The sequence below is a fragment of the Olivibacter sp. CPCC 100613 genome, from assembly GCF_036959255.1.
In the GTDB taxonomy this organism is placed as follows: Bacteria; Bacteroidota; Bacteroidia; order Sphingobacteriales; family Sphingobacteriaceae; genus Olivibacter.
The window spans coordinates 1-21131 of record NZ_JAWMTI010000014.1; the positions used below are offsets into that span (position 1 = coordinate 1).

The 21131-nt window shown below is 43.2% G+C and carries 18 protein-coding genes, 1 pseudogene and 1 riboswitch; of the genes and pseudogenes, 16 read left to right on the top strand and 3 right to left on the bottom strand.

Annotated elements, in window-relative coordinates; genetic code table 11:
• Both RYH73_RS25405 and RYH73_RS25410 read right to left on the bottom strand, forming a co-directional pair.
• Nucleotides 1-458 (bottom strand): annotated as a pseudogene (locus RYH73_RS25405) (GH92 family glycosyl hydrolase); the annotation flags it as partial.
• A gap of 168 nt (nt 459-626) precedes the next feature.
• Complete coding sequence (locus RYH73_RS25410) at nt 627-1088, bottom strand: Lrp/AsnC family transcriptional regulator (RefSeq protein ID WP_335316240.1); 462 nt, start codon at nt 1086-1088, stop codon at nt 627-629.
• 185 nt (nt 1089-1273) lie between these two features.
• A riboswitch (cobalamin riboswitch) is annotated at nt 1274-1464 on the top strand.
• 148 nt (nt 1465-1612) lie between these two features.
• Here RYH73_RS25410 and metE point away from each other — a divergent pair.
• The 6 genes from metE to RYH73_RS25440 all read left to right on the top strand — a co-directional run bounded on the left by metE (nt 1613) and on the right by RYH73_RS25440 (nt 9983).
• Entirely contained in the window at nt 1613-3919 is a 2307-nt protein-coding gene (gene metE, locus RYH73_RS25415) for a 5-methyltetrahydropteroyltriglutamate--homocysteine S-methyltransferase (protein ID WP_335316241.1), read from the top strand.
• 50 nt (nt 3920-3969) lie between these two features.
• Nucleotides 3970-4386, top strand: coding sequence for a 6-pyruvoyl trahydropterin synthase family protein (locus RYH73_RS25420; protein ID WP_335316281.1), 417 nt, complete (start codon nt 3970-3972; stop codon nt 4384-4386).
• 35 nt (nt 4387-4421) lie between these two features.
• Nucleotides 4422-5420 (top strand): methylenetetrahydrofolate reductase, encoded by a 999-nt coding sequence (locus RYH73_RS25425; protein WP_335316242.1) that lies wholly within the window; start codon nt 4422-4424, stop codon nt 5418-5420.
• Nucleotides 5421-5697: 277 nt separating this feature from the next.
• The gene (locus RYH73_RS25430) at nt 5698-8046 is read left to right on the top strand and encodes an ABC transporter permease (RefSeq protein ID WP_335316243.1); all 2349 of its coding nucleotides are present in this window, start codon (nt 5698-5700) and stop codon (nt 8044-8046) included.
• Between the two features lie 121 nt (nt 8047-8167).
• A complete protein-coding gene (locus RYH73_RS25435; RefSeq protein WP_335316244.1) occupies nt 8168-9070 on the top strand; it encodes a helix-turn-helix domain-containing protein in 903 nt (300 codons plus the stop codon).
• A 64-nt stretch (nt 9071-9134) separates the two neighbouring features.
• Complete coding sequence (locus RYH73_RS25440) at nt 9135-9983, top strand: oxidoreductase (protein ID WP_335316245.1); 849 nt, start codon at nt 9135-9137, stop codon at nt 9981-9983.
• Between the two features lie 138 nt (nt 9984-10121).
• Here RYH73_RS25440 and RYH73_RS25445 read toward each other — a convergent pair whose 3' ends face one another.
• Nucleotides 10122-10973, bottom strand: coding sequence for a glycoside hydrolase family 16 protein (locus RYH73_RS25445; protein ID WP_335316246.1), 852 nt, complete (start codon nt 10971-10973; stop codon nt 10122-10124).
• A 176-nt stretch (nt 10974-11149) separates the two neighbouring features.
• Here RYH73_RS25445 and RYH73_RS25450 point away from each other — a divergent pair, with 176 nt between their 5' ends.
• The 10 genes from RYH73_RS25450 to RYH73_RS25490 all read left to right on the top strand — a co-directional run bounded on the left by RYH73_RS25450 (nt 11150) and on the right by RYH73_RS25490 (nt 21055).
• Nucleotides 11150-11368 carry a hypothetical protein gene (locus RYH73_RS25450; protein WP_335316247.1) on the top strand — a complete coding sequence of 73 codons (219 nt, stop codon included), beginning with the start codon at nt 11150-11152 and terminating at the stop codon, nt 11366-11368.
• Nucleotides 11347-11721 carry a type II toxin-antitoxin system VapC family toxin gene (locus tag RYH73_RS25455; RefSeq protein ID WP_335316248.1) on the top strand — a complete coding sequence of 125 codons (375 nt, stop codon included), beginning with the start codon at nt 11347-11349 and terminating at the stop codon, nt 11719-11721. Before RYH73_RS25450 ends, RYH73_RS25455 begins: the two co-directional genes overlap by 22 nt.
• 259 nt (nt 11722-11980) lie before the next feature.
• The gene (locus RYH73_RS25460; RefSeq protein ID WP_335316249.1) at nt 11981-12358 is read left to right on the top strand and encodes a DUF7674 family protein; all 378 of its coding nucleotides are present in this window, start codon (nt 11981-11983) and stop codon (nt 12356-12358) included.
• Between the two features lie 109 nt (nt 12359-12467).
• Nucleotides 12468-12545, top strand: coding sequence for a potassium-transporting ATPase subunit F (locus RYH73_RS26740; protein ID WP_442946147.1), 78 nt, complete (start codon nt 12468-12470; stop codon nt 12543-12545).
• Nucleotides 12546-12584: 39 nt separating this feature from the next.
• A complete protein-coding gene (gene kdpA / locus RYH73_RS25465; RefSeq protein ID WP_335316250.1) occupies nt 12585-14276 on the top strand; it encodes a potassium-transporting ATPase subunit KdpA in 1692 nt (563 codons plus the stop codon).
• 58 nt (nt 14277-14334) lie between these two features.
• On the top strand, nt 14335-16425 hold the full coding sequence (kdpB, locus tag RYH73_RS25470) for a potassium-transporting ATPase subunit KdpB (RefSeq protein WP_335316251.1): 2091 nt from the start codon (nt 14335-14337) through the stop codon (nt 16423-16425).
• A gap of 18 nt (nt 16426-16443) precedes the next feature.
• Entirely contained in the window at nt 16444-17004 is a 561-nt protein-coding gene (locus tag RYH73_RS25475; protein ID WP_335316252.1) for a K(+)-transporting ATPase subunit C, read from the top strand.
• A gap of 43 nt (nt 17005-17047) precedes the next feature.
• Nucleotides 17048-18124: a porin gene (locus RYH73_RS25480; RefSeq protein ID WP_335316253.1), complete on the top strand. Its 1077-nt coding sequence runs from the start codon at nt 17048-17050 to the stop codon at nt 18122-18124.
• 64 nt (nt 18125-18188) lie between these two features.
• The gene (locus RYH73_RS25485) at nt 18189-19313 is read left to right on the top strand and encodes a sensor protein KdpD (RefSeq protein WP_335316254.1); all 1125 of its coding nucleotides are present in this window, start codon (nt 18189-18191) and stop codon (nt 19311-19313) included.
• 20 nt (nt 19314-19333) lie between these two features.
• Complete coding sequence (locus RYH73_RS25490) at nt 19334-21055, top strand: HAMP domain-containing sensor histidine kinase (protein ID WP_335316255.1); 1722 nt, start codon at nt 19334-19336, stop codon at nt 21053-21055.
• Nucleotides 21056-21131 lie beyond the last annotated feature (76 nt).

Genomic DNA, 21131 nt, shown 5'->3' on the forward strand with positions numbered 1-21131 from the left:
AAACGCATATGGGCGCCACGTTCCGTAGGTGAAATTTCCGTTTCTATTCCGTTATCAAACTTAACCCGATAGTAATGTGGTTTGCCCACTTCGTTGCGATGGCTGAAACGACCGGCCCGTTCATCTTCCGAAACACGTAACTCGCCCACAATAGGCATCAATGAAAAAACGGCGTAATCATTCATCCAGGGGCTACATTGATGTACTTGCTGGAAACCTCTGATACTTGATGACGCGTATTTATATTTCCAGCCATCACCGTTTTTACCGGTCTGTGCTGAAAAAAAGTGTTGACCGAAAGGTAAACCGATTGTTGGATACGTGTTGCCGTAAGATAAGCCCGGTTCAGAATCCGTACCCTGCAACGTATTTACGTATTGCACAAGATCGGGTTCTTTCGCACCTGAAGCTATAGCCAAGCTAACAAAAAGAAAAAAGAGCAACCCAGTAATTTTCATTTGTCTATAGTTGATTAGTTAGTATAAGATTCAATTAAAAGTGCAAACAAATGCACATCCTTATTTACCCTTAAAGACACATTGCTTCTTTAAAAGGGGTAATGTATGCATATAATAATTTACTGATGGGTAGGCAGGGGCTTTAGATACAGCTAAAAAGATAAGCCGTTAAAAATTGATATTATACGTGTTTTTATTTTCGCACATCACAAAAGTACTATGCGTACTTCCTATACTTTTCACCGAACCCAGTTTATTGAAAACAAAATCCTGATAGTGCTTCATATCGCGCGCATAAACCTTTAACAGAAAATCGTAATCACCTGAAATATTGTAACATTCAACCACTTCGTTCAGTTGCATAATATCCTGCACAAAGTCACTGCCTATACTCTTATCGTGCTGTTTAAGCTTAATGTTGCAAAAAATAATCAAACCGTAATCAAGCTTTTCCGCATCGATCAACGCAATATATTTCTTTATGTATCCATTTGTTTCCAGTCGCTTTACCCGTTCAAAAACAGGTGATGGCGAAAGGTTTACCTTCGTTGCCAGTTCCTTAATCGTGAATTTAGCATCTGCACCAAGTAATTTGAGCAATTGAATATCCACATCGTCTAGTGTTTCCATAGAATAATTTCCTTTTAGGATGCTATTTTAAATATAGAAAAAGCTTAATATTCCAAAATATAGGCAAATATAGATTTTTATTCTTAAGTTACCCTATTTATAAAGCATTTAAAACTTAATATGTAGATTTGTACAGAATTTAGTCCTTTAGCCGATTAGATTTATTAAATAACAGTTCTTTTCTTTACTTATCAACCGGAAGGGGTTTTCGATGAAAATCGGGATTAAAAGGGAATCGTGTGAGAATCACGAGCTGTCGCGCAACTGTAAGTAACACACAAAGTTTCCGTCAATGAGGTCCACTGTCCGTCAAGAGGATGGGAAGGACGGCCGAAATGTTATAAGTCAGGAGACCTGCCTTTTACCGGATAGACAATGCTTTCGCGTAATAAAGCAGCGCTGATCTGAATTTTCGATGGCCGATAGTAATCTGCCTCAAGGGATGAGTATGGCTTTTTTTTCGTGGAAGTCTTGGAAAGTTTAGCAAAGGCACTTTTAATGGTTTTATTAAATTCATAAAAGAAATGCTGACGCAAAATCTCGGTTACCCGCGAATTGGTGGCCAAAGACAATTAAAAAAAGCCTGTGAGCAATATTGGGCAGGTAAAATTGATCGCAATGAACTCAATCAAGTAGCACGTAAGATCAAAGAAGAAAACTGGCAAACACAACGTGATGCCGGTATAGACCTTATCCCCTGCAATGACTTCAGTTTCTACGATCAGGTGCTCGATATGAGTCTGTTATTAGGCGTAATTCCACAACGTTATTCTGCCGTTTTATCCGATGTAAAAGGCAATAAGGAAATCGACCTTTATTTTGCCATGGCCCGCGGCTATCAAAAAGATGGTCTGGACATTACCGCGATGGAAATGACAAAATGGTTAGATACTAATTATCATTACATCGTGCCGGAATTTACCGCAGATCAGGACTTCCGTGTTTTCTACGAGAATATATTTGCCGAACATTACGCAGCCAAACAATTGTTGGGTTCAAAAGCAAAGCCTGTTTTACTGGGTCCTGTCAGCTATCTCTTGCTGGGCAAGGAGAAAGAAGCCGGATTCGAACGAATTGATTTGATCAAGAAATTAGTTCCTGTGTACATTGAGATTATCAACAGACTTAAACAACAAGGCGCTGAATGGGTTCAATTAGATGAGCCGTGCCTCGTTCTTGATCTTTCAAAGAAAGAAAAAGAAGCCTTTGATCTCGCTTACCGTAGCATTGCCAATCGTGTAAGTGGTGTTAAGCTTTTGCTAGCCACCTATTTTGACGCCTTGGCAGATAATACAGCATTAGCCGTCAATCTTCCTGTTACGGCCCTTCATATCGATCTGGTACGTGCACCGGAACAACTAGAAGAAGTATTGGCGCTGGCTCCGGCACACCTTCAACTTTCCCTGGGTGTAATTGACGGACGTAATGTTTGGAAAAATGATTATGAAAAATCATTGCACCAAATCGAAAAGGCCGTGGGAAAACTGGGTGCTGATCGTACAATCATAGCTCCCTCCTGCTCGTTGTTGCATAGTCCGATCGATCTAGACTTAGAAACTGCACTTGATCCGGAGATAAAAAACTGGATGGCTTTCGCGAAACAGAAGTTAAAAGAGGTCAGTGATTTACGGCAGATCATCAAAGGTAACGATGAAGCATTGCACATCAATAAACAAGCCATCGAAAGTCGCCGGTCATCAAGCAAAGTACATCAACAACAAGTAAAAGACCGTGTAGCGGCCATTACCGATGCAGATGCAAGTAGGTTAAGCGCCTTTCCCATTCGCCAACAAGTGCAGCACGAACGCTTTCAGTTACCATTGTTCCCAACCACCACCATTGGCTCCTTCCCGCAGACCGATGATATACGGCAATTGAGAGCTAACTTTAAGAAAGGTGCTTTAAGTTCAGCGCAATATGAAAAAGCCATCGAACAGGCCACCATCGATTCCATCCGTTGGCAAGAAGAAATAGGTATAGACGTGTTGGTGCATGGCGAATTCGAACGTAACGATATGGTGGAATATTTCGGAGAACAGTTGGATGGATTCCTGTTTACCAAAAATGGCTGGGTACAAAGCTACGGTAGCCGTTGCGTAAAGCCACCTGTTATTTTTGGTGATGTAAGCCGTCCGAATGACATGACTGTACGCTGGAGTCGTTTTGCTGCCGAGCAAACCGATAGGCCAATGAAGGGCATGTTAACCGGCCCGGTAACCATTTTGCAATGGTCATTTGTACGCGACGATCAGCCACGTGAAGTCACTACCAACCAGATTGCCTTGGCCATACGCGATGAAGTAGTGGCTCTCGAACAGGCGGGTATCGGTGTCGTACAGATAGACGAGCCCGCCATCCGTGAGGGGCTTCCCTTACGGATAGCCAAACGCCCTCATTATCTCGATTGGGCCGTAAAGGCCTTCCGCATCTCGGCAAGCGGCGTTCAAGACCGCACCCAAATACACACTCATATGTGTTACAGCGAATTCAATGACATTATCGAACATATAGCAGCCATGGATGCCGACGTCATCACGATCGAAACGTCCCGTTCGCAGATGGAGCTCTTGCAAGCCTTTGCCCATTTCGAATATCCGAATGAAATTGGACCCGGCGTCTACGATATCCATTCACCTCGCGTACCAAGCACAGAAGAGATGGTATTGCTGTTAGAAAAGGCAGCCGAATTATTACCTGCTCGTAATCTTTGGGTAAATCCCGACTGTGGATTGAAAACACGCAAATGGCCCGAAACCAAAGCTGCCCTGGAAAACATGGTAGCTGCAGCGAAACAGGCACGCGAACAGATTAATGTAGAAAATATAATCTAAGAATAAAGCGGGCGATGTTGCCCGCTTTATTAATTTTCGAAGATTAGATGATGACATATATTACGCGAAGGGCTTATTTCAATGCAGCTCATCGGATGTATCGAGATGACTGGACGAAGGCAAGGAATGAAGAAATATTCGGCAAATGCGCCAATCTTAATTGGCATGGACATAATTACGAGCTTTTCGTTACGGTTAAAGGTGAAATTAACGAAACAACAGTTTACCCGATCGACTTGAACGGACTAAAGGCCATTATCCACGAACAGGTAGTCGAAAAACTCGATCATAAAAATCTGAATCTGGATGTAGATTTTCTACAAGGAAAAATGGCCACAACAGAAATACTTTGCATAGAGATCTTTAAATGTTTAAAAGAACCGATTGAAAGGCATCAAGGCGTTTTTCTCCACTCAGTTAAACTCCATGAAACAGAAAACAACGCTGTTGAGTATTTCGGGGAGTAGAGAACGCAGAAATCTCGAGATCAACACATTATACTATGTTTCTAAATAAGATTAAAACCGGGGTGTCCGGCATTCTGACTTACGGCATTACACCTCCAAAAGAGGAAACCAGTACGCAGCGCATTGCTGAGATAGCGGAGAAAACCGTTGCACGCATCAAATCCCTGGATCTTGATGCGCTCATCGTTTATGATGTACAAGATGAATCTGCCCGTACAGCCAGTGAAAGGCCCTTCCCCTTTTTAAAAGCCTTAGATCCTTTTGACTTTGCACAACAATATCTCCAACAACTCCCCATTCCGAAAATCATCTATCGCCCTGCGGGGAAATACCGATCGGAAGAATTGTCAACTTGGCTGAACAAACTCAACAGGCATAACTTCTTTCCGGTTTTTGTAGGCTTACCGGCACCCGATTTTCCGGTCAAAACAAGTTTACCTGAGGCATACAAGCTATGGAGTCAATTGGCAGATCAGTCTGTAATGGGTGCCGTAACAATTCCCGAAAGACATGCCGCATTAAACGACGAAGATAAGCGCATATTGGACAAGCAGCGCTGTGGGGTATCTTATTTTATCTCCCAGTGTATCTTTGACGTAGATTATGCAAAGCAACTTATCGAAGATCTCTGTTATACCTGCAAAAAGGAAAACAAAAAAATACCTACCCTCCTCTTCACACTGAGTGTCTGCGGTTCAGAAAAAACATTGCGTTTTATGGAATGGTTGGGTATCCACATTCCTCAAAAATTAAAGAAAGAACTGTTGGAATCGGCCGATATGCTAAAAAGTTCTGTCAACATCTGTCTTGCAATCGCATCCACTCTGATGGAATTCTGTACAGAAAACTCGGTTCCGTTTGGCTTAAACATAGAAAGTGTGGCCATTAGAAAAGATGAAATCGAAGCATCAATTTATATAGTAGAACAGATCGCAGCGATGCTGGATGAAAATGGTATTCGAGCGAGTATCATCTCATCAGAAAAGAAGGATACCGGCAATAGATTCTATAAAAAAAAATTAATACCGATTTAACAAAGTAGCGCTATCTTTGATTTGTCTTCCAAGGGCAAGTAGTAATATCCAACCGAGTCACTTCCTCTAGAAGTGACTTTTTTTAACCAGTAAACTCAACCACCCAACGTCTCAACTACTCAATTACTTAACTATCACCGTCTCAACCAAAACCGAACAATAAGTGTTCGTATTCGGACAGTAGTGTAAAGGAAAAAAGGCCCTAAACAAGTCTTATCCATCATTTCTGCAGAATGGCTTTTTATTTGAGCTTAATTTAGCAATTAATAATCAGGCTATGTTTAAGCATTATTTTCGGATTGCGGTACGGTCAATCGCTCGTTATAAATCCTACGCAGCTATTAATATTTTCGGCTTGGCATTAGGACTTGCCTCCTGTATATTAATCTTTCTCATCGTCAGGAACGAGCTCAGTTACGATCAATACCATAAACAAGCAGACAGAACTTATCGGATAACCTCGCTGGGTTTAGATTATAATCCCAGTGTTTCATTTGCCGTCGCCCCTGCCCTTAGAAATGACTTTCCCGAACTAGCGCATGTTTCTCAATACTATTATTGGCGGGAAAGTATGATTGAAATCAACCAGGAGCGTCACATCCTTAAAGATATCGGTGCAGCCGACAATGAATTTGCCAAAATATTTGATTTAACCTGGTTGGCGGGCGATCCCAACACAGCCTTGGAAGCGCCGAACACGATTGTGCTTACACAAAGCCTTGCAAAACAATATTTTGGAGATCAGAACCCGATCGGACAGACCATCCGCATGGATAACGATTGGGAGCTGAAAGTAACCGGCCTTATTGAAGACCTTCCCAGCAATACCCACCTAACCTTTAAGTCGCTGGTCTCCTGGGCAACATTCCATGATAAAACCAGCAATTTTTGGTCCATACAAGGTGGGTACCTGTACGTTACCTTGCCCGAAAAATTATCTGCCGCCAACATCGAGCAGAAACTTCCTTCCTTTATTAAAAAGAATTGGGGCGAAGAAGTCGAAAAAGAAAAAGGCAAATTGTTATTACAGCCGCTAACCGATATACATTACGATCAACAGTATCTCAATCAAACCAGTATGCCGCGTTCTAAAAAGAGCATATATGGTTTAGCAATCGTTGGCCTCTTTATTTTAATAATCGCCTGTATCAATTTCGTCAACATGGCTACCGCTTTTGCTTTAAAACGCTCCAAAGATGTAGGCATCCGAAAAGTCATTGGTGCCAAAGCCATTCAGATCATTAAAAGCGCTCTTGCCGAAATTATCATTCAGGTAATCATCGCCTTAACATTCGCCGTGGGAAGCCTGCTGTTATTTATCCCTTATACCGAACGGTTTTTTGGCACCCGCATCAGTTCCGATCAGCTTTTACAGATAGACGTTTTCATTGGCCTCCTGCTAATTTCCATATGCGCGGTTCTGATCTCCGGTTTATATCCCGCGTTGATTCAATCGCGCTTTAACCAATTACAAATTTTAAAATCGTCTTTCTCAACAGCCGTTAAAGGAACTACTACTTTAAAAAGAGGCCTGATCGGGATCCAGTTTCTGGTGACTCAATTACTGATCATAAGCACCTTTATTGTTGCCAGACAAATGGATTTTTTTCTCAACAAAGACATTGGTTTTGATAAAGAATCCATCATCACTTTTGATATGGGAAAAAATCCCGAAGGATTGCGCCAGCTACTTTCCAGGCAACCAGGGGTTAAGGACTTCAGTTTTGCTTCTGTTGCGCCGGCTTACAATATCAACTATACGCCCTTTTCTGCTCCACACTTAGGTATGAATGAGGTTGATGTAACCGAAATGAAAGTAGTCGATGAAAATTATCTTTCCATGTTTAAACTGAAGATGTTAGCAGGACTGCCTATTGTCAAAAGCACGGGGCAGGACAGCCTCTTAAAAATTGTCGTAAATGAAACCTTTGTAAATCGGTTGGGGATACATAACCTCGAAGATGCCCTGGGCGAGCAGGTGATGGTGAATGATCGCCGTGCAGAGATCCAAGGCGTTATAGCTGATTTTCAAAGTGAATCAAAGCATAAAAAGATCCGGGCTTGTTTTCTTTATTATAATCCCGAAAGGTTCCACCAAGCAAGCGTAAAACTCCAATCGAACAATATAAAAGAGGCGATCGCATCTATCAACAAGGGGTGGTCTGCACTTAATCCCGAATCCCTATTTAATTATGAATTTCTTGATAATAAAATTGCTCGTTTGTACCGGCAAGAGCAAACACTTTATAATACATTCAAGGTTTTCACCTTCATCGCCATCCTTATCAGCTGCGTAGGCTTACTGGGTATGGTCTCTCTAATGGCCGTACAACGTGTAAAAGATATCGGTGTACGCAAGGTACTGGGTGCATCCGTGAAAAATATTGTATTGCTCTTTTTAAAAGATTTCGTTGTTTTAATCGGTATTGCTTTTATCATAGCCGTCCCCATTGCCTGGTATTCCATGCACAGTTGGCTGCAAGAATTTGCCTATCAGATTAACATAACACCCCTACACTTTATTGTCGGATTACTTGTTACGCTCTTCATCGCCGGAACTACCGTTTTTATCCGTAGTTTCATGGCCGCCACCAGCAATCCAATTAAAGCAATAAAAGAAGATTAGGCAGTTTGGTTATTGGTTGTTAGTTGTTAGTTATCAGTTGCGGGTAAACTCAACGATTCAACTACGCATCTTCATTGAAGAGCCATTTGCAATTCTCGCGAAGAAATCAGTATTTTGTTAGATGCCCGGTACCCAAAGTCTTGACGCATTTTATGCGCGCAAATTCGATAAAACTCCACCGCTTCCACCGAGCGGCGCAGGGGATTTTAACGTTTTCCGTTTAGCCGACAGCGGGAGCCGTAGTGCCCCTCCTTCCCCTTATGCTCGTTACGATTTTTACAAGGTCATGCTTATCCGCGGAAAACACCGTTGCCATTATGCTGATAAGAGTATCGCATTTGACGGTAGCACCCTCCTTTTTTTCAATCCGGCCGTCCCCTATCGTTTCGAACGTTTAGATGATCAATCCACCGGGTTCTTTTGTGTCTTTAAAGAATCCTTTTACACCGAAAACGTCAGAAACGGAATCCATGATTTACCGATGTTTGCACCCGGTGGTCAGCCTGCGTACACCTTAACCGAAAAGCAGGAACAAGAGGTAATTAGCCTATTTGAGAAGATGCTGAACGAAATTAACTCCGATTACCGCTTTAAATACGATCTGATGCGCAATTATGTATCCGAACTCATCCACCTAGCCCGAAAGATGGAACCGAGCGAACAGTTATACCATCACCCCGACACCAACGCACGAATCACCGCTATATTTACCGATTTACTCGAGCGACAGTTCCCAATTGAATCACCCGAACAGTATATCAAAATGCGCTCCGCTAGCGATTTCGCCAATAAATTAGGACTGCATGTGAACCACCTCAATCGTGCGGTTCGACTAACAACCGGGAAGACAACCACAACCCATATTGCCGAAAGGATGGCCGCCGAAGCCACGGCATTATTAAAGCACACCAACTGGAACGTATCCGAGATCAGTTATAGCCTAGGTTTTGCACAACCATCGCATTTCACCTACTTTTTCAAGAAGCAGACCAAGGTGACACCTACTTCCCTCCGACTTGTTTGAATTTCGATAGTATCCGTTTGATTCAGGTAAACAGCAGAGCTTGCAGCCATTATATCTTTGTCTTATGAATACAATGAATATGGAAAACAAAAAAGTATGGTTTGTTACGGGTGCATCCAAAGGCCTGGGGCTGGCATTAGTCAAACAATTACTACAAGCCGGGCACCGGGTAGCAGCAACCTCCCGTAATAGCGAAAGCCTGATCAATGCCGTTAATTTTACGGGTGACCGATTTCTACCACTGACAGTGGCCTTGGGCAACGACGAGCAGGTAGCAACCGCCATCCGGCAGACACATCAAACCTTTGGTCGGATAGACGTGGTTGTGAATAACGCCGGTTATGGAATCGGTGGCAGTATAGAAGAACTGACCGACCAAGAGACACGCGATAGTTTCGAGGTCAATGTATTTGGTATGATCAATGTCATCCGTCATGCACTGCCAATCTTGCGCGAACAGCGAGCTGGTCATATTATTAACATTGCTTCCATTGCCGGTATCGCCCCTGCTATCGGTTGGTCGGTTTACGGAGCGGCAAAACATGCCGTGATCGGTTTAAGTGAAGTGTTGGCCGACGATGTAAAATCCTTGGGTATCAAGGTAACCGTTATCGCACCCGGAGCCTTCCGCACTAACTTCCTGGAGGCAGATTCGTTGGTCTTATCGGAAAAGAAAATCGATGCTTACGCAGACATCCGTGCCTCGCATGAGCGTTATTCCAACATGAACGGTCAGCAAGCAGGTGATCCCGAAAAAGCAGCTAAAGTCATGATTGAGCTATCAGAGATGTCGGAGCCTCCTGTATACCTGCTTTTGGGCAGTGATGCCTATTCGCGCGCTTTTAGCAAACTCGATCTGCTCAGCTCAAGTTACAGACAATGGGAAGCTATAACCAAATCGACCGATTATTAATGACCAAGTCATGCATATATCGGATAATAAGATCCTGATTCCCGGCGGCGCCAATGGCGCCGCCATCCAAGATCATTTTAATAGACTGAATCCATCCTCCTTACCCATAGAAAAGTCCGTTTTTAGCAACGAAACAGCTTACCTTTTCTGATAAACTCGCACATAATCCACTTCAAAGCGATTAGGAAAGTGCGTATTTCCCAAATCGCCTCCGTTTATCCCCTCCATTGCCAGGTCCAGCAATATATAATGTGGTTGCTTAAACGGGTTGAAATTACTCCCATCGCGGTTCACCAGTTCATCCAGTGGTACTTTATTTAATAAAATATCATCTACATATAAAGCAATAGCCTCTTCGTCCCAATCCATTCGCCATACGTGAAATTTCGAGGCCCACTGCGAACCCCCTAATTCTTTTACCGCTTTCTTTTCACTGTACCATTTGGCCTGATAAGGCTTCTCCGTCCCGCAGGCAATGTTGGCTAAAATATTACCTTTGTAATATTCCATAATGTCAATTTCTCCATTGGAGGGCCAAGGCTTGGAAACACCTAAAGTCCAGAAAGCAGGCCAAAGCCCATCGCTGATATCAATACGTCCCCGCATTTCAAAACGTCCGTATTGCCAACTATGCAGATCGCGCGTATTCAGAGAGGCCGAAGTATGCGTTATGGTCGGCCTACGCTCATTCCATCGTTTGCTATTGGCAACATAATTTGGATTCGGTTTATGCTCCTTTCTTGCTTCAATAATCAGCATTCCCCCTTCGCACCAGGCATTCTCTTCTTGGTACCATTGGGTCTCTTCATTGCGCACGAAACCTTTTTCAAACTTCCAATTCATCACATTCGGAGCGCCATCCCGATTAAATTCATCAGACCATACCAAACGATAGCCTTCTTTTTCGTAGATTGTATGTTTATCTTGTGCAAAAGCACTGAAAAAACCAATCATAAAAATAGGTGTAAAATATACGTTGTGCTTATTCATTTTGTTTATTTCATTTAAGTCTGCACGATCTACCCAACGAAGTTAGTTATTAGTTACTGGTTATCGGTTGTTCGTATTCGTAATAACAGTCCTAGAAGTACAAATCAACGACTCAACTACCTAACGCCTCAACCACTCAACAATTTAACGTATATTTGTAACTAGAATAATCTGTTATGGAGACATTAGTAATTAAAATACGAGATAAAAATGCGATTAAGCTTATCCAAGATTTAGAATTGCTTAACCTTATTCAAATTGTAAGTGATAAAAGAAAGGCAAAAAAAGCGAAACTATCTGAAGCACTTGTCGGAAGTATTAGCAAAGAGGAAGCCGAAACTTATCAAAAAGCTGTTAAAACAATGCGAGAAGAATGGGAAAGAAGTTCTTATTAGATACCAATGCTATTATTGACTTTTGCTCATCTTTGCTTCCTGCAAAAGGTCAGAAATTAATTGCAAAAATAGTTGACGATGAGCCTATAATCTCTGTAATTAATAAAATAGAACTTTCGTCACTTAACGATATTCCACCCCCTATATTAGCCTTCTTAGATTTAGCTGATATTATACCATTGGACAATGACATTGTGAACCAAACGATACTACTACGTAAGAAATATAAATTGAAATTACCTGATGCAGTCATAGCAGCCTCTGCACTCATAAATGATTATACCATTGTTACACATAACGTAAAAGATTTCAACAATATAAAAGGATTAAAGATTCTTGACCCACACAATTAGTTGCGAGTTATGTTTAGTTATTAGTTACGGGTTATCGCTTGTTCGTATTCGTAATAACAGTCCTAGAAGTACAAATCAACTACTCAACTATTTAACCACTCAACCTTATTTTCATTTTGATAAGAGCCTATCATTTTGATAGGCTTTTTTATTTTTCATCTGATCCTGAAATCAGTATAAAATATTGTAAATAAGACCTTTAAATAAAAAAATCCATTCATGGCATATTATTGGACTATCGTGGGCAAATAAAAAACAAATGAAAAAAATCTCATCGGACGATATGTTCCAGATTATTGCGGCCGAGTTACCGGAAGCGACCGAAGAAATCCAAAAGCCCTCCACAAGGGAAAATCTTGCTGCATTGCTGCAGGGGGTAGTAAACTACCTCAGAGATCGCCTGGCCATGCACGAGATCGGAAAAGTTCGCTATACCATGGCTTTTATGGGATGGGTATATACCACGAGTGACGAGAAGGTTAGAGATCTCGTAGAAAATTTATTTATCCGCTCGTTTAATAGCCTTAAAAGGCACTGTAGCAAATTAGAGTGGGAAGAAATAGAAAGCAGCATCCCACAAAGGTTATTTTCCATCTATCTCGTTCAGCGCATTCATGAACATCCGGCGAAACCATAAATCATTTTAATTAAACCACCATGCAGACAATTATTTTAATTCTCATCGGACTGGTCATTTTTGGCCTTCTGATCAAAACGATCGATTACTTTGAAAAAATTTAGCTAACATGACACTACTATTCATCGTCGCCATTGCCGTGTTTCTGTACATGGTATATGTACTCTTGAAACCGGAAAAATTTTAGCACATCGCTATTTCAATTCAACGTTTTAGAAAAAATCAAATGAACACAGAAATATTAGGAATCGTTGCCATGTTCGGGATATCCGTTGCATTGGCCATTCCGTTCGGCAACTATATTGCCAAAGTCTACGGAGGTGAAAAAACCTTACTCGATCCCCTCTTTAATCCAATTGACAAGTTATTATTCAAGCTGGGGGGCATCAATCCACTAAAAGAGATGAACTGGAAGCAGCACATGCTTGCCTTGTTGGTCATCAATACCGTATGGTTCCTGCTCAGTATGTTGATTTTGACCAATCAACAGCATTTGCCATTAAATCCCGACGCCAATCCGGACATGTCGGCAGATCTCGCTTTCAATACCACCATTTCTTTTGTCGTAAATTGTAACCTGCAACATTACTCCGGCGAATCAGGTATCAGTTATCTTGGTCAGTTGTGGCTTATGTTCCTCCAGTTTGTGAGCGCAGCCACAGGGATGGCAGCAGCTGCCGCGGTCTTTGTCGCTTTCAGGGAAAAAACAACCGAAAAGCTCGGAAACTTTTACCAATTTTTTGTTAAATCTGCCACCCGGATCCTATTGCCTATTTCCTTTATCGTGGCGCTTATTCTCTTATTCAACGGTACGCCTCAAACATTCGAAGGGAAAGATACCATGATCTCTTTGCAGGGAGATACCGTACAAGTATCCCGAGGACCGGCAGCAGGTTTTATTGCCGTTAAACATGTTGGAACCAATGGCGGTGGTTTTTTCGGTGCCAACTCAACGCATCCATTTGAAAACCCAAACTATCTAACCAATATGACAGAAATGTTCGCACAATTGATCGTCCCGCTAGCGATGATCTTTGCGTTCGGCTATTTCATCCGTAAGAGAAAGTTAGCATGGATGATATTCGGTGTTATGACCGTTGGATTTTTGCTACTGGCCATCCCCAATATCAAGATGGAAATGGATGGTAATCCTGCCATTGCCGCATTAGGGATTGACGGATCGATGGGTGCAATGGAAGGCAAGGAAATCCGTTTCGGAGCCGCAGCGTCGGGTTTCTGGTCAATTGTAACCACCGTAATTTCAACGGGCTCCGTAAATGCCATGCATGACAGTACGATGCCCTTGTCAGGCATGAATGAACTGTTGGCCATGATCATCAATGCCTTTTATGGAGGATGTGGTGTCGGAATCCTTAATTTCTTCATTTACATTATTATCGCCGTCTTTGTAAGCGGTTTGATGGTCGGACGTACGCCTGAATTTCTAGGAAAAAAAATTGAGGCACGCGAGATGAAAATAGCCATGATCATTGCGCTTTTACATCCATTTCTGATTTTAGCTGCCACCGCACTGGCCGCAGCACTCCCCGGTTATACCGCTTCAACGCTTGCCAATCCCGGCTTTCACGGGTTCAGCGAAATGCTGTATGAATATACCTCTTCATCCGCAAATAATGGTAGTGGATTCGAAGGCCTCGGAGATAATACCCCATGGTGGAATATCAGCACGGGCATTGTACTCATTCTCTCCCGCTTCTTGCCGATCATAGGCCCCGTAGCCATCGCCGGCATACTAGCAGGAAAAAAATTCATTCCCGAAGGGGCCGGTACCCTAAAAACAGATACCGCCACTTTTGGCCTGATGATATTCGCTGTGATCATCATCATTGCCGCTTTGACATTCTTTCCCGCGCTTACATTAGGTCCGATTGCCGAGTATTTTACGTTGTACCAATAAGCGAGGAATGAAATGATCGGTATTTATAAACGATAACCTGACAGTAAAAAAGAAAAAAATGAAACCGAATAATAAAACATTGTTTCAGAGGGACCTTATAAAAGAAGCCTTTGGACAAGCCTTTGTAAAATTAAATCCAAAAATACTTTTCCGTAATCCGGTTATGTTCACGGTAGAAATCGGAACGGCGATTATGTTCTTTGTGTGCCTTTGGATTCTTGCAGGAGAAAAGAATCAAGGAGATTTCACCTATAACTTTATCGTTTTTCTTATCCTGCTCCTCACCTTGTTGTTCGCCAATTTTGCGGAAGCCATTGCGGAAGCACGCGGCAAAGCCCAAGCTGATAGTTTAAGAAAAACGAGGGAAGAAACACCTGCAAAACTACTCCTTCCAAACGGTGTTTATAAAACCGTTTACTCAACAGCACTCAAAAAAGACGACGTAGTGGTTTGCGACGCAGGCGATATTATCCCCAGCGATGGCGAAATCATTGAAGGAATGGCCACCATTGATGAAAGTGCAATTACCGGTGAATCCGCTCCCGTGATCCGGGAAGCAGGCGGCGATAAAAGCAGTGTAACCGGTGGGACAAAAGTCCTTTCCGATAAAATACATATCAAAGTAACTGCCATGCCCGGAGAAAGCTTTCTCGACAAAATGATTGCACTTGTAGAAGGAGCCAGTCGTCAGAAAACCCCGAATGAAATCGCGCTGACCATCCTTTTGGCCGGTTTTACGCTGGTATTTATTATTGTTTGCGTTACCTTAAAGCCTTTCGGTGATTATGCAGGAACGCCGATTTCCATTGCCGCATTTATTTCGCTCTTTGTATGCCTGATACCGACAACCATTGGTGGCCTATTAAGTGCTATCGGAATCGCCGGAATGGATCGGGCGCTACGGGCCAATGTAATCACCAAATCCGGAAAAGCAGTGGAAACTGCCGGTGATATCGATGTACTTTTATTAGACAAAACAGGAACCATCACCATCGGTAATCGTAAAGCGACTCATTTTCATCCGAACAAAAACGTGGAGCGATCACGTTTTCTGCAATCCCTGGTTTGGGCATCCGTGGCCGATCAAACGCCCGAAGGTAAGTCTATTTTAGAGCTCGCAAGTGGAAATCAATTCAATCATACTGCGGCCGAAATGGAGTTAATAGCAAAAGCGTTACAGCCCATGGAAGGTTTGGAATATATTGGCTTCACCGCAGAAACGAGAAGTTCAGGTGTCGATCTGCCCGATGGAAGAAAGATCCGTAAAGGTGCCTTCGATGCGATGCGAAAGTGGACCGAAAAAAGCGGCGGATCATTCCCGGAAGAAATGATCAAAAGAGTGGAGGCGATCTCAAACGATGGTGGAACACCGCTGGTTGTATGCGAGGAGCTTATGGAGAATAACCTTAAAACCGTTTCGGTGTTGGGCGTCGTAGAACTTCAGGACGTCATCAAACCCGGCATTCGGGAACGTTTCGAACGCCTGCGTGCGATGGGGATCAAAACAGTGATGGTAACCGGCGATAATCCACTGACGGCCAAATACATTGCGAACAAAGCAGGCGTAGACGATTTTATTGCGGAGGCCAAACCTGAGGATAAGATGGATTATATAAAGAAAGAACAGAATAGCGGGCGTTTGGTAGCGATGATGGGCGACGGAACGAATGATGCCCCTGCCCTTGCCCAAGCAGACGTCGGCGTGGCTATGAACAGCGGTACCCAAGCTGCCAAAGAGGCAGGCAATATGGTCGATCTGGACAATGACCCTACCAAATTGATCGAAGTCGTTGAAATAGGAAAACAATTGTTAATGACAAGAGGTACACTGACTACCTTTTCCATCGCTAATGACGTGGCCAAATACTTCGCCATTATTCCGGCGCTCTTTATTACAGCCATCCCGGCGCTTCAGCGGTTGAACATTATGCACTTACATAGTCCCGAAAGCGCTATTCTTTCGGCAGTTATTTTCAATGCGATTATTATTCCCTTCCTTATTCCGCTGGCACTGAAAGGTGTTGCCTATAAACCTATCGGTGCATCGGCCTTGTTGAGAAGGAACCTATTCATCTACGGCATCGGAGGGCTGATCGTTCCTTTTATAGGAATAAAGCTTATCGACATGCTTGTATCTTTCATGGTTTAAATATTAAAATAAAAAGTTATGAAATCACATATTATACAGGCGATCAGGTTAACCATCGTTACCATCGTTCTATTTTCAGGAATATATACACTTATTCTATATGGCATCGGCCAAGCTGCCCCCAACCAAGGTAAAGGAGAAGTAGTTGAATACAAAGGCAAAAAGTATTATGCCAATATTGGACAAGAATTCAATCAAGATCAATATTTCTGGTCAAGACCATCAGCAGTCGATTACAATGCCGCTGGCTCAGCGGGCAGCAACAAGGGTCCTTCCAATCCGGAATATTTAGAAGCGGTGAAAGCCCGAATCGACACGTTCTTAGTCCATAATCCCGGCATTACAAAGTCGCAGATTCCTGTTGATTTAGTTACCGCAAGCGGAAGTGGCCTCGATCCGAATATTTCCCTTCAGGCAGCCAAAGTACAAATAAAAAGAATCGCTAAAATCCGCCAAGTTCCCGAAAACAAACTTGCTGCACTGGTTGATCAGCATACGGAGAAACCCTTGTTAGGCTTGTTCGGACCTGAGAAAATCAATGTGCTTAAGCTGAACATAGCCTTGGACGAGTTGAAGTAATCCGTCATCCCAATAAACGTATCGCTAAAAAATAACAATAAATATGAAGATGTTTTTTACGGCAGCTTTGCTGCTTATGGGCGGAATTTGCCCGGCTTTTGCACAGGAAGAATCTCCCTTACAGATCAGCGGTTATGCAGAAGCTTATTACCTACAAGATTTTAACAGACCTTTAAACAATACACGCCCGGGATTTGTTTATAGCCATAATCGGACCAACGAGGTGACTATCAATCTTGCATTTTTGAAAGCAGGCTACAGTACAGAAAGGATAAGAGGGAATTTCGCCCTGGCCGCCGGTACCTATATGAATGCCAACTACGCTGCCGAACCGGGCGTACTACAGAATATATATGAAGCAAACATCGGATTCCGTATATCACAAAGACATGATCTGTGGATTGATGCCGGCATCATGCCCTCCCATATCGGTTTTGAAAGTGCCATCGGGAAGGACAATTGGACACTGACAAGAAGTATGATGGCAGACAATTCACCCTATTATGAAGCGGGTGCCAAAATCGGCTACAACAGTCCGAACGGTAAATGGTACCTATCGGCCCTCTACCTCAACGGATGGCAGCGGATCCAGCGTGTAGACGGAAATACAAGCCCATCCTTCGGTCATCAGCTTACTTTCAAACCGAACGATAAGATCACATTGAACAGCAGCTCTTTTATCGGTAATGATAAACCGGATAGTGTCAGGTTAATGCGTTATTTTCATAACTTTTACGCGCAATTTCAGTTTAATGCGAAATTCGGACTCGTCACCGGTTTCGACATCGGTTGGGAACAGCAAGAAAAAGGAAGTGATCACTACAATAATTGGTACACCGCTACACTGATTCTTAAGTACGATTTTAACGATCGTACCCGAATTGCCGCTCGAGGGGAATATTATCAAGATAAAAAAGGGGTCATCATTTCAACAGGAGCTCCCGGGGGATTCCGTACCTGGGGTTACTCAGCCAACGTAGATTATAAGATATTACCGAACTTATTATGGCGTACAGAATTCAGGAATCTGCAAGGCAGCGAAGATATTTTCGTAAAACGCAACGGAACGAACACAAATGGCAGTCCGTTTGCTATAACTGCTTTAGCTTTTAGTTTTTAATGATCTCCGATCCGCAAAAAAATGCGGATCGGTCGGTCAACGATCACTTGATCTTATCAAACAAATGGAAGAAACACGGCAACAGGCGGCACACTTTCTGGATCTTATCAAAAAATCCAGACAAGGCAAATTCAAGATATATATCGGGATGAGTGCCGGTGTGGGAAAAACCTACCGCATGCTTCAAGAAGCTGGGATGTTACTAAAAAACGGCATCGACGTAAAAGTCGCGTATGTGGAAACCCATCATCGTGCCGAAACGGAGGCCATGCTAAACGGACTACCGCTCATACCCCGACGTCGGCTATTTTATCGGGGCAAAGAGCTTGAGGAGCTGGATGTCCAAGCCGTACTCAACTTACGTCCGGAATTGGTGGTAATAGATGAGCTGGCACATAGCAATATCGAAGGCAGTAAAAATGAAAAGCGCTGGCAAGACGTAGTGGAAATTCTGGAGGCAGGTATTAACGTGATCAGTGCGGTGAACATCCAGCATATCGAAAGTTTAAACGAAGATGTACAGCGTATCACCGGCGTAGAAGTGAAAGAACGGATACCCGATAAGATTCTTTCACTTGCCGATGAGGTTGTCAATATCGATTTGACAGCTGATGAGCTGATTGCACGATTGAAAGAAGGCAAAATCTATACAGCAGATAAGATCGAAACGGCCTTACGCAATTTCTTTAAAAATGACCACATCCTGCAATTGCGAGAATTGGCACTGAAAGAAGTAGCTGCGCATGTAGAACGGAAAGTAGATGCCCTCGTCCCGCCATCCGCAGAATTGCGTCATGAACGATTTCTCGCCTGCATCAGTAGCAATGAGAAAAAGGCAAAAGGTGTCATCAGGAAGACCGCTCGCCTGGCCAGTTATTATAACGGTCAATGGTTTGTACTCTATGTACAGACCCCGCGAGAAGCAACGGATAAAATAGCATTGGATAAACAGCGCTACCTGATCAATAATCTCAAGTTGGCTGCCGAGCTCGGGGCTACAGTCATACAGGTCAAACAGCCGGACATTTCCGATGCTATCGTAGATCAAGCCGACAAGTATCGTATATCAACCGTGTGTATCGGTAAACCAAGGTTAAGCCTATTCAGAATTATCATCGCTACCGGTGTTTTTAACCGTTTGCTGAAGAATATGGCCAGTCGTCATATCGATCTCATTATCCTGTCGTAAGGCATCAATAAATTATTGCAATGAAAATCAAAACGAAACTGACATTGGGTGTAGGCCTTCTTTTTCTGCTGATTGTTACGCTTTCAGCCATGAGCATTTGGAGTGTTCAAAGATTAAAAAAAGATACCGCACAAATTTTGAAGGCCAACTATAACACGCTGACTTATTCGCGAAACATGCTGAAGGACCTGGATAATGTAACGAAAGACCCCCGATCGCTGGACAATTTTAAGGAAAATCTACGGAAACAGCTCGCCAACCTGACCGAACCAGGGGAAATGGAAGCATCCCAAAGCCTTTCAGATCATTTTAGCCAATTGGTAAAACAGCCGACCGACGAAAAACTACCTGTACTCATCAGGGAAGATGTCCTTCAGATTATGTCATTGAACATGTCGGCAATAGCTGCAAAAAGTGAATCAGCAATCAACACCTCCGAGGATGCCAATATCTGGATCGGAACCACCGGTGCCGTTTGTTTTCTGATTGCATTTACCCTCTTAATCAACCTGCCCGGAAACATTGGCGATCCTATCGCCCAACTAACGGCCAGTATCCGCGAAATAACCGCCCATAATTACCGCCAGCGTGTCCATTTTGAAGCGCACAGCGAATTTGGAGAACTGGCAACTTCGTTTAATACAATGGCAGAAAAGCTGGAAGAGTATGCCGGCACAAACCTGTCCCGGTTATTGATGGAAAAGAAAAGGATCGAGACACTGATCAATAACATGCGCGATCCGGTTATCGGCCTGGATGAAAACCAAACCGTATTGTTCGTTAACAACGAGGCACTGGGCATATTGGGTTTACAAAAGCAGGCAATCCTCGGGAAAAACATTCCCGAGCTAGCAGAGCGAAACGATCTTCTACGTACACTCATCCATGGCGAAAGCCCGGGTGATAAGCGCACCGCCCCTCCTATACGTATCTACGCCAACGGCAAAGAGAGTTTCTTTGAAAAAGAACTGATCCCCATCAAGATCGTTCCCACAGGCGAAAAAGACGAGCAGCTTATCGGAGCCGTCATCATGCTGAAAAACATCACCCCTTTCCGTGAGCTTGATCTGGCCAAAACCAACTTTATAGCCACGGTTTCCCATGAACTGAAAACACCCATTGCCTCCATAAAAATGGGCCTTCAGCTTTTGCAGAATAATGCTACAGGCAATCTAAATACAGAACAGCAACAATTGCTTCAAAGCATCGGTGATGATAGCGACCGCCTATTGCAGATAACCGGCGAGCTGCTCAACATGTCGCAGGTAGAAACGGGAAATATTCAGATGAATATACGGCAGAGCAAGGTGTCAGAAATTGTTAATTACGCAATCAACGCCACGCATACGGCCGCGGAGAACCGGCAATTACTGATAAAAACCGAGATCCCGGAAAACCCATCGATGGTAAAAGCCGATCCCGAAAAGGCAGCATGGGTACTTACCAATTTTCTCAGCAATGCCATCCGTTACTCACCCGAGCAAGGCGAAATTATCGTGCGTGTTTCGGAGGAAAACAACCAGGTAAAGATCAGTGTGCAAGATCATGGCCGAGGCATTGATACACGATATCAGCAACGGATTTTCGAACGTTATTTTCAAATGCCCGGAAGCAATCGAAGCGGTACGGGATTAGGGCTAGCCATTAGCAAAGAATTTATTGAAACACAGGGAGGTGAAATCGGTGTAGAGAGTACTGTTGGTCTGGGCAGTAATTTCTTTTTTTACTTACCCGTTGTTTGACCATCGGTTGGTTCATCATTTTAATGAAAGAATAAGCAAAGGGGGAGCTTTTATAAAGCTCCCCCTTTGTTGAATT